Origin of the sequence: Desulfovibrio sp. ZJ200 (assembly GCF_011039095.1) — a bacterium.
Lineage (GTDB): Bacteria > Desulfobacterota > Desulfovibrionia > Desulfovibrionales > Desulfovibrionaceae > Desulfovibrio.
In genome coordinates this window covers 1-7,565 of sequence record NZ_JAAKEH010000077.1, presented here as the reverse complement: position 1 = coordinate 7,565, position 7,565 = coordinate 1, and the positions used below count along the sequence as shown (strand labels likewise).

Below are 7,565 nucleotides of genomic sequence, written 5' to 3'. Positions count from 1 at the left end.
ATGGCCTCGTCAAAACGGATGATGAGGGCGTCAACCTTGGCTTCCAGGCGCGCGATACTCGCGGCCGTGTTCAGGTCATATTCGGAAAGTTCGCGATCCACGCTCACGCTAAAACCCCATGCCGAACAGCGCGGAAACGGCCAGCCATATTTCCTTGCCCATGCTGGGCGGCAAGGTGAGGCCGGGCCAGTAGGTAACAAGTACTGGCCGCGCGACGGCCTCCCATGCGAACAGAAGACAGAGCAGGTACATCATGAGCCTGCGCGGGGTCAGACGTCCGCCGCTGGCCCGTTCCGTCTCGGCATTGATTTCCAGATTCTTTTCCTGGAGCCTGGCCCGATCCGGCAGGATTCTGTCCAGGGCTTTTCCCCCCAGACCAAAAAGAGACGTGAGAAATTTGATCATCACACAACCTCCGCCAGCAACCGCCCCTCGTCCGCGCGGCGGTTAGCGTATTGTTTGAACCCGGTTTGCAGTTCACGGGCGGCCCGGGCCCAGTCCCCGGCGCAAAGATACTTCCATGTTTTGGGGTACCCGGAAGGCGCGCCCAACTGGTAAAACAGGGAGACAATGACTGCCTGGGCCTGGGGCGGCACGTTCGCAAACGGCAGGCCCGCGCTATCCCGGTCGTAAAGCGCTGCGGCCCTGCGGATATAGTCGCCATGCACGGCCGCATCCACGGCCTCGCACTGTGCATCGGTGAGAGTAAGTGGCGCGGCCGCCAGGGCGGCAAGCGCATCCTGACGGCGCTTGCCGAGATAGGGCCGGAACCGCTCCATGAGCGGCGCGGGAATCCCCATGCGCCGCAGATCGGCCTCTGCCTGCTGGCCGAGGTCCAGACCGGTGCCGACCGTCACGCCGGACGCGCCAATGGGCTCCCCGCACGCGGCCGGATTTTCCCGGCCCGTGAAATTGCGTTTGCGGCATGGCATATAGGCGACAAGCTGCCGCGTCTCCCAGCGGGCCAAAAAGCGACGGATGAACTCGGTATGCACCATGAAAAACGCTCCCGCTTGTGCCGGAAGCGTAGCATGGGGTTTGGGGCCGGACAGGCTGGGAAAGGCTGAGGAGGGGCTGGGAAGGGCTCAGGAGGGGTTGACAGGGTTTTGCCGATTGACGTTTATAACTTATATGCTATATTATTCGCCATGAATTGGTCGGTAGAATTCCTGAACGAAACGGTCAGGGCAGAGTTTCTGGCATTGCCGAAAGATATGCTGGCCTCGCTGCTGAAGATTGTGGAGATGGTCGAGGATTACGGCCTTCAGCGAGTGGGCATGCCCTATGTGCGTCACCTTCAGGGCAAGCTCTGGGAAATGCGCGGCAAGAGCAAGGATGGCATCGCCCGTAGCATCTATGTGGCCGTCAGCGGTCGTCGCGTGATTGTAGTCCGCTCCTTTGTTAAAAAAACACAACAAACACCGGACAGGGAAATCAAACTGGCCTTGCAACGGGCCAAGGAGATAATGGAATGAGCAAGCGTGTGCTTGATGTACTGCCTGAGCTTATGCAGAATGCGGAGTTCAAGGCCGCCTATGAGGCTCTCGATCAGGAGTTCAGCATTGCCCGGGCATTGATTGAGGCTCGCTCCGCCGCCGGCATGACGCAGGCGGAAGTCGCCCGTAAGCTGGGCGTTTCGCAGCCGGTCATTGCCCGTATAGAGTCCGGGCGCAATGTCTCGGTCAAGAGCCTGCGCCGGTATGCCAGGGCCGTAGGCCGCCCCATTTCAATCACGATTCAGCCGGATCAGCCTGTTGCAGGAGCATAGCGCAGTGACGCTCGCGCCATAGCTGCAAGCGCAGGCCCTCGGCGCTGTAGCGAATCTTGCAGCCCTCACCTTCCACTGCAATTGGAGCTCCGGCTCTGACCCATGCCCGCACCTGCTTTTCCCCCACGCCCATTTCCTCACAGATTTCCCGCATACTCTTCAGGATTTTCGGGGTATACGACACAGCATTGGCACGCTCCATCAGTAGCCTCCCAGCTCGTCGGCAGGCCCCCCCGTAGAGTTTGGCGCGCTCGCCCCATTCCGGCCATGGGTCAACGTCGATTTCCGCAAGCGCGAAACACAAGGCCGCCGCGCCTGGGAAGTCCGTGGGCTTTCTGCCCATGTCCTCCTCCTGCAACTTGGCGATCTCATCGGCTCCCGTGCAGGCGTCTCCCAGAAACAGGGTCTTTTCGCTCTTGGTGCGGCGCTGCGCCAGGGCGTGGTAAAAGGGCAACAGCCCCTCGCCCCGGCCCTGCCACCCCTGCGGGTCGCCATAGTGCAGGAGCGGGCGGCGGAGTCTGCGCTGACTGTCGTTTGCGTCGTCCAGCAGGTACACGCGATTGTCCGCCATGGGCGTAGCCCAGTACTGGACCAGCCAATCCTCTGTCATGCGGGCCATCCGGGACAGCAAGACCGACACGTCGTCGCTGCGGATCTCCTCCAGCCTGTGCACATCGTGCCTGAGCGCGCCCAGGACGTTCTGGCGGGAGCGCGTCTCCCCCAGTACCACAAGGCAGCCCGGCCGCTCTCCGCAGGGCCACACCAGAGAGCCGACAATGCGCCGAAAAGCCATGCCTGTGGCCGCCTCCCGGTAATATCGCTCTCCGGTGAGAGCGTCTCTCAAAAGTCTCAGCCGTGCCATGCCGCCTCCTACGACAGATCCATTCCCCGGCTTACGCCGCCGCCTGCCTGTAAAAACTCGTTGAGCGCGTCGCAGGTCACGTCCACCTGATCATCGTGCTTGTGCGTCATGGCCGGCGAAAACGCCGCCAGCTCGCCCAGATAGGCCGCCAGCCACGGCGCGGACTCGGGCACGCGCAGGCGCCCGGCCCGGATGAACGGCAACACGTCATTGACGCGGCTCACCTTGTCCGTGCCGCGCTGCACGGGAATGATCGGCATGTCCCGCAACGTCTCGTCACGCCGCAAACTCTGTATCAAACCCGTGCCGCTGGCCTTGTCCTCAATCAGCACGCCGCGCAGCCTGAGCGGAGAGGGCCGCCGCGGCCGGTGCCGGGCCAGAAAGGCCACCGCGACCGTCAGCAGATCCGGGGCTTCCCACTTGCCGCGCTCCACGTCCAGCAGATAGACGCTGACGCCGTCAAAGCCCCACAGCGAGAGGACGGAGTAGTCATTGCGCTCACTCGTCTTGAGCGCGGTATCCATGACAAACAGCAGGGTATGCAACGTTCCGGGCGGGCTCGCGTACTGCTGTATCCAGTCCGTCCTGATCATGGCTCCGCCCGGCGGCGTGGGCCGCTGCTGCACCTGAGCGTAAAACGTGTAGGGGTCACGCTCCCGCAAGGCTTGCATGGAGGCGAGGCTGTCCTTGACCTCCCAATAACTGCGCTCGCCGGGCGTGCCCTCGTCCTGTATGCCCTGAATTTCCAGGTGCTCAAACTCGGCTGCAAAGTCTCCGGCCAGGGCGTGCCCGGCCGGATCGTCCTCGTGCAGGCGCTGCATGATCAGGATAATGGGCGTGTGCTCGGAGCTGGCCCGGCGGCTGCGGATGGTGCCGGTGAGCTTGCGATTGGCCGCGTCCCGCTTGGCCTGGCTCCAGATGTCGTCAGCCTTGAGCGGATCGTCGATCAGGATCGCGCCGGAGAATCCCGGCCGGATGTACCCGGCCCGGAAGCCGGTTACCTGCCCGCCCGTGCTGGTGGCGTAGACGCCGCCCGCCGTGCGGCCGCATACGTCGATGTTCCAGCGGTTCTTGGCCCGCGTGTCCCGCTTGATGGCCCGCGGCCACAGGGCCTGATACTCCTCAAGTTCGATAATTTCTTTTGCCGTGGCGCTGTTCAGGCTTGCCAATTCCCCCGAACCGGAAAGGTGCAGGAAGCGGCAGTACGGCGAGCGCGCAAAACACCAGGCCATGAAATGGATCACGCACAGCTCGGTCTTGGTGCCGCCGGGCGGCATGGTCACCAGCAGATTTTTGATCTCGCCGCGGTACACGGCCATGAGAGCATCGGCAATGCGCTCATGGTGCCAGTTGATCAAAAACGGCTGGGCCATGCGCGCGCGGAACATGATGGCCGTGAACGTGAGCAGATCGGCCTCGCAGGCGCGGCGAATCTCATCGCGCTCGGCCTGAGTTGCGCGGGCGAACAGCATCAGGCCTCATCCCCCTCCAGGGCGCCGCGCAGCACGGCGCGCACGGCCCCCTCGGGCGTCGGCGGAGCCGGAGGGATTGAAACCGCCTCGGCGGCCGCTCCGGCCTGGGCCTGCTGATTGACGGTGACGGTGGTCTGCTGGGCCGGGGCCTGCTGCGCGGGCGCAAGATTTTTGCGCGCGCGGGAAAGCGTCTCGATGTCCGCCGCGCTCGTGGCCTGATGGGCGAGCGTGATGGCCTTGGCGGCCAGGGCCACGTCCAGACTGGCGAGCATCCCCTCTGCCTGCAGGCGCTCCTCGACCACACTTTGGAGCGTGTGCCGGATACGCAACGGCAGGTCTTGCGTTTGCGTTTCCACCTCGGCCATTTCCTTGACTGCCGCTACTTTCCGCGCCGCAAGGTCTTGCAAACGCCCTTGCGTCCAGCCCTCGGCCCGCGCCCGTCTGGAAACGCTGGACGTGGCCACGCCGTATGTCCGGGCCACGTCTCCAAGGCTTATGCCGCGCACCTCGTAATCGGCCCGCGCCTGCTCCCACTGTGAGGCTGTAAGTCTGCCCATATTGCCCTCACTTACGCCGACGGCGCTCCTCAGCAATCCGGGATACGGCCACGACCCAGCCTGGCCTCTCGCCATACTCCTTGCCGATGATACAGCGGGCTACTTGGCTGTCGTCGCGCCAAAAGCGGAGGCGGGTCATGCAGTCCTTGAGTTGCTTGGCAAGGTTGTCCAGGTCGGGCTTTGACGTGTGCCCTATCGTGCCCCGTAGCATTGCCGCCCGCTCGCGCCTGGTCACGGATTTCGGGACGGGGAAGATTGCCTGAAAGGCCAGTTGGAGCGTTCCGTCCATTGGCTCGTCTGGCACCCACTTGAGCATTAGGACTTCCAGCGTGCGCTCGTTGGCCGCCTGCTCGTCCGATTTGTACGATATGTGAATGCCATTGCTCGTTCTCATGTGCCGCACGCGCTGCTGCGCCGTCGGGATACAGGGCAGGAAAAACGATATGGTGCCCGTGGGCGCATCATTTCGCCTGGCCTGTTGCTCGCAACCGGGGAACATTGCCTGCGTCATGCTCATTGCCGTACCGCCTGAACGCCCATTGCTTGCCCCATGAGGCGGGCCATTTCCTGCCTTGCCTCCTCGTCTCCCCGGAGGGCGCGCGTCACAACGACGCCGATACCCGGCGTCCTTGTGCCCTCGGTCTCCATTGGCAGGGCCGCGTAGTCATAGCGGGGCGTCCGACATTGCGGGATGATCGCGAGGATATGGGCCGGCGTGGGAAAGCGTGTGCTGCCCCGGCGGTGTACGGCGAAGGCACGGTCTATGGTCTCGGCATCCTCGCCCGCCAGATCGTCGGCAAAGATGTCCGCCAGCAGGGCAAGCTCCTCCTGACTCCGCCCGGTGCGATAGACCATTTCGGCGTCGATAAGACACACCAGCAGCTTACGACGCAATACTTCTTGGCTCATGCTTTGCTCCCATTCCCTCATGGACTGCATTTGCTGCTGCCCGTTCGTCTTCGCGCATTGCCAGTCGCGCCCTTGCCATTGCCCGCGACTCCTGCTGTCGCCGCTGGTGTTCCGTCGGTGCGGATGTTGCCGCCTGTGCGCGGCCAGTGACGGGCGCAAGCCAGGTCTTTTCGCGCAGATAGCGCCCAAGCCCGATCTCAAAGCCCCGGCTCCAGACGCCAGCGTCCTTGCGGGCCGCGAGGTCGTCAAAAAGCCTGGCGTTTCCCGGCCAGAGAGATGCGCCAGTCATGTCTCGCGCGGCCTTGAGCTGTTTGTACTCGGCAAAGCCCGCCAACGGGCCTTCAGCCCGCATTTCGCGGTTGTAGAACTCCCGGAGTTCCACAAATTCCAGCCCCGGGCCTGACAAATCCGCCCCGACTCCCTCACTGCCGCGCTCTGGGGAACGCGCGCGATCCTGGTTCACAAGACTCTCTACAGGGGGGGATGTATTTTCTTCTTGGTTAGGAGAAGGATAAGGAGAAGGAGCATTGCCAAAATCGTGCGGCTGCTTTGCGGGCGCATTGCCGTCGCATTGCGGCGGCATGGAATCGGCATTGCCGGAATCGTGCGGGCGCTTTGCGCGACGCTTTTCCCAGCCTGCGGTGGCATTTTTCCGGGCCTGCTCCTTCCTGGCTTCAGCTTCCGCCTGCCAGGGATTGTGCTCGGCCCAGTCGTGGAGGACATAGCCGCCCTCAGCTTCGTCGATCCACACGCCAAGGCAGTGGTCAAAAAACGCCCGCTCCTCCCCCTGCCAGTCAGCGGCAAGCTCAATGTCTTCCCAATCCATACCGGCCAGATTGCCGTCAGGTTTATTCTGTGCCGCCCACAGCCACAAAACCTGAAGCGAGCGTATCCCTTCCAGACCGAGACGCTTCACAGTTTTTTTCGTCTTCGGGTGTTGCCAGAAGCCGACTGAAAGACGAATATCAGTGTTCATGCCGCCTCCTTTTTCACGGCGTCCGGGCACTTCTCGCAAGTCGTGCGGTAAATCCAGTTCCAGGTTCCCCGGCTGCCAAGTTGCCGCGGGCAGGGCCGCAAGTCCGGGCTGCGCCTGGCCGCTTCCCGCAGGGCGTCCCAGCCGCTCTTGATCACTTCGCCGGTGTCCGGATCAATCCGATCACAATAGCCCGCCGTTTCCGGGTTGGGCAGACGATGCCGACAGCGCATGGCGTCACCTCCGCTCACGCTGAAAGCGTCGTATCCGGGCGCGTTGCTTCTGGATATGGCGTTTCGGATTCTGGTTCGGCAGGCGGAACGCCGTAACCACAAAACAGGAATTGTCCTGGACCACTGCAACCACTCGAAGCCGCCCGTGCGTCAGGATTCGGCGGTCTCCATACCCTTCCATGGTTCCCGCCAGGATGGCGTCGGCTACCCGTTGGAGGGAAATGTCCCGCTCAAGGCAACGGTTCAGAGCATGAGCGGAAAAAGTCAGGTTCATGCCCTCCGCCTCCAAATCGCCCACCACGGGCGCTTGCGTTCAGGCCGCAGGCTGGCCAGGGGCATACATTCCGTGATGTCGGCATGACTTGCCTGCACAGCCAGCATGGCCATGACCACCCGACAGTCCTCGATCACATCGCCCACAAGGCCGCGCACGTCGCGGGCGCAGGCCGGATCAATGCCACCGCCCTCGCTGTCGGCCAGGCGGCGCTGCACATCGCCCATGCTGGCGGCGGCTCTGGCCACGGCAGTCAGTACTTGGGCCCGGGTGCGGGCGGGCGGGATGTCTTCCGCCTGCCTTTCAAGCTGAGCCTGCTGCCACTGGATCAGCACAGTGTTGTGCATGGCCCGGCATAGGGCGGGAATTTTACTCAACCCCGGATCGTAACCGTCGCCGCGTTGCAGATAGCGCCGCACCACGGCCGCGCTCAAACCGGCCGCCGCGCCGATTTCCTCAGCCGTCAGACCGGACACGTCCTTGGCATGGCGTATGGCCTCAGTAGCGGTCATGTTCT

Annotated in this window: 13 protein-coding genes; 2 read left to right on the top strand and 11 right to left on the bottom strand. The window is 63.3% G+C overall.

Features of this window, described 5'->3' with window-relative positions; translation table 11 throughout:
• Positions 1–108: 108 nt before the first annotated feature.
• Together G7Y52_RS14080 and G7Y52_RS14075 are read right to left on the bottom strand one after the other, a co-directional pair.
• The gene (locus G7Y52_RS14080) at positions 109–405 is read right to left on the bottom strand and encodes a hypothetical protein (protein ID WP_165072972.1); all 297 of its coding nucleotides are present in this window, start codon (positions 403–405) and stop codon (positions 109–111) included.
• The gene (locus G7Y52_RS14075; RefSeq protein ID WP_241159771.1) at positions 405–998 is read right to left on the bottom strand and encodes a pesticin C-terminus-like muramidase; all 594 of its coding nucleotides are present in this window, start codon (positions 996–998) and stop codon (positions 405–407) included. Before G7Y52_RS14075 ends, G7Y52_RS14080 begins: the two co-directional genes overlap by 1 nt.
• 108 nt (positions 999–1,106) lie before the next feature.
• On the opposite strand from G7Y52_RS14075, the gene G7Y52_RS14070 reads away from it, so the two are divergent.
• Both G7Y52_RS14070 and G7Y52_RS14065 read left to right on the top strand, forming a co-directional pair.
• Complete coding sequence (locus tag G7Y52_RS14070; RefSeq protein ID WP_241159770.1) at positions 1,107–1,475, top strand: type II toxin-antitoxin system RelE/ParE family toxin; 369 nt, start codon at positions 1,107–1,109, stop codon at positions 1,473–1,475.
• Complete coding sequence (locus G7Y52_RS14065; protein WP_165072964.1) at positions 1,472–1,768, top strand: helix-turn-helix transcriptional regulator; 297 nt, start codon at positions 1,472–1,474, stop codon at positions 1,766–1,768. The genes G7Y52_RS14070 and G7Y52_RS14065 overlap by 4 nt, the downstream gene beginning before the upstream one ends.
• Here G7Y52_RS14065 and G7Y52_RS15420 read toward each other — a convergent pair.
• From G7Y52_RS15420 to G7Y52_RS14020, 9 genes are all read right to left on the bottom strand, one after another.
• A complete protein-coding gene (locus G7Y52_RS15420) occupies positions 1,731–2,630 on the bottom strand; it encodes a hypothetical protein (RefSeq protein ID WP_241159769.1) in 900 nt (299 codons plus the stop codon). The genes G7Y52_RS14065 and G7Y52_RS15420 overlap by 38 nt on opposite strands.
• An 8-nt stretch (positions 2,631–2,638) precedes the next feature.
• On the bottom strand, positions 2,639–4,102 hold the full coding sequence (terL, locus tag G7Y52_RS14055; RefSeq protein ID WP_165072962.1) for a phage terminase large subunit: 1,464 nt from the start codon (positions 4,100–4,102) through the stop codon (positions 2,639–2,641).
• The gene (locus G7Y52_RS14050) at positions 4,102–4,659 is read right to left on the bottom strand and encodes a hypothetical protein (RefSeq protein ID WP_165072960.1); all 558 of its coding nucleotides are present in this window, start codon (positions 4,657–4,659) and stop codon (positions 4,102–4,104) included. Before G7Y52_RS14050 ends, terL begins: the two co-directional genes overlap by 1 nt.
• A 7-nt stretch (positions 4,660–4,666) precedes the next feature.
• Entirely contained in the window at positions 4,667–5,176 is a 510-nt protein-coding gene (locus G7Y52_RS14045; protein WP_165072958.1) for a RusA family crossover junction endodeoxyribonuclease, read from the bottom strand.
• The gene (locus G7Y52_RS14040) at positions 5,173–5,568 is read right to left on the bottom strand and encodes a hypothetical protein (protein WP_165072956.1); all 396 of its coding nucleotides are present in this window, start codon (positions 5,566–5,568) and stop codon (positions 5,173–5,175) included. The genes G7Y52_RS14045 and G7Y52_RS14040 overlap by 4 nt, the downstream gene beginning before the upstream one ends.
• A complete protein-coding gene (locus G7Y52_RS14035; RefSeq protein ID WP_165072954.1) occupies positions 5,543–6,544 on the bottom strand; it encodes a hypothetical protein in 1,002 nt (333 codons plus the stop codon). Before G7Y52_RS14035 ends, G7Y52_RS14040 begins: the two co-directional genes overlap by 26 nt.
• Complete coding sequence (locus tag G7Y52_RS14030; RefSeq protein ID WP_165072952.1) at positions 6,541–6,774, bottom strand: hypothetical protein; 234 nt, start codon at positions 6,772–6,774, stop codon at positions 6,541–6,543. The genes G7Y52_RS14035 and G7Y52_RS14030 overlap by 4 nt, the downstream gene beginning before the upstream one ends.
• Positions 6,775–6,778: 4 nt before the next feature.
• Positions 6,779–7,048, bottom strand: coding sequence for a DUF4258 domain-containing protein (locus tag G7Y52_RS14025; protein WP_165072921.1), 270 nt, complete (start codon positions 7,046–7,048; stop codon positions 6,779–6,781).
• On the bottom strand, positions 7,045–7,565 hold a 521-nt coding region (locus G7Y52_RS14020; RefSeq protein ID WP_165072950.1), incomplete at its 5' end, for a phage regulatory CII family protein. The genes G7Y52_RS14025 and G7Y52_RS14020, both read right to left, overlap by 4 nt.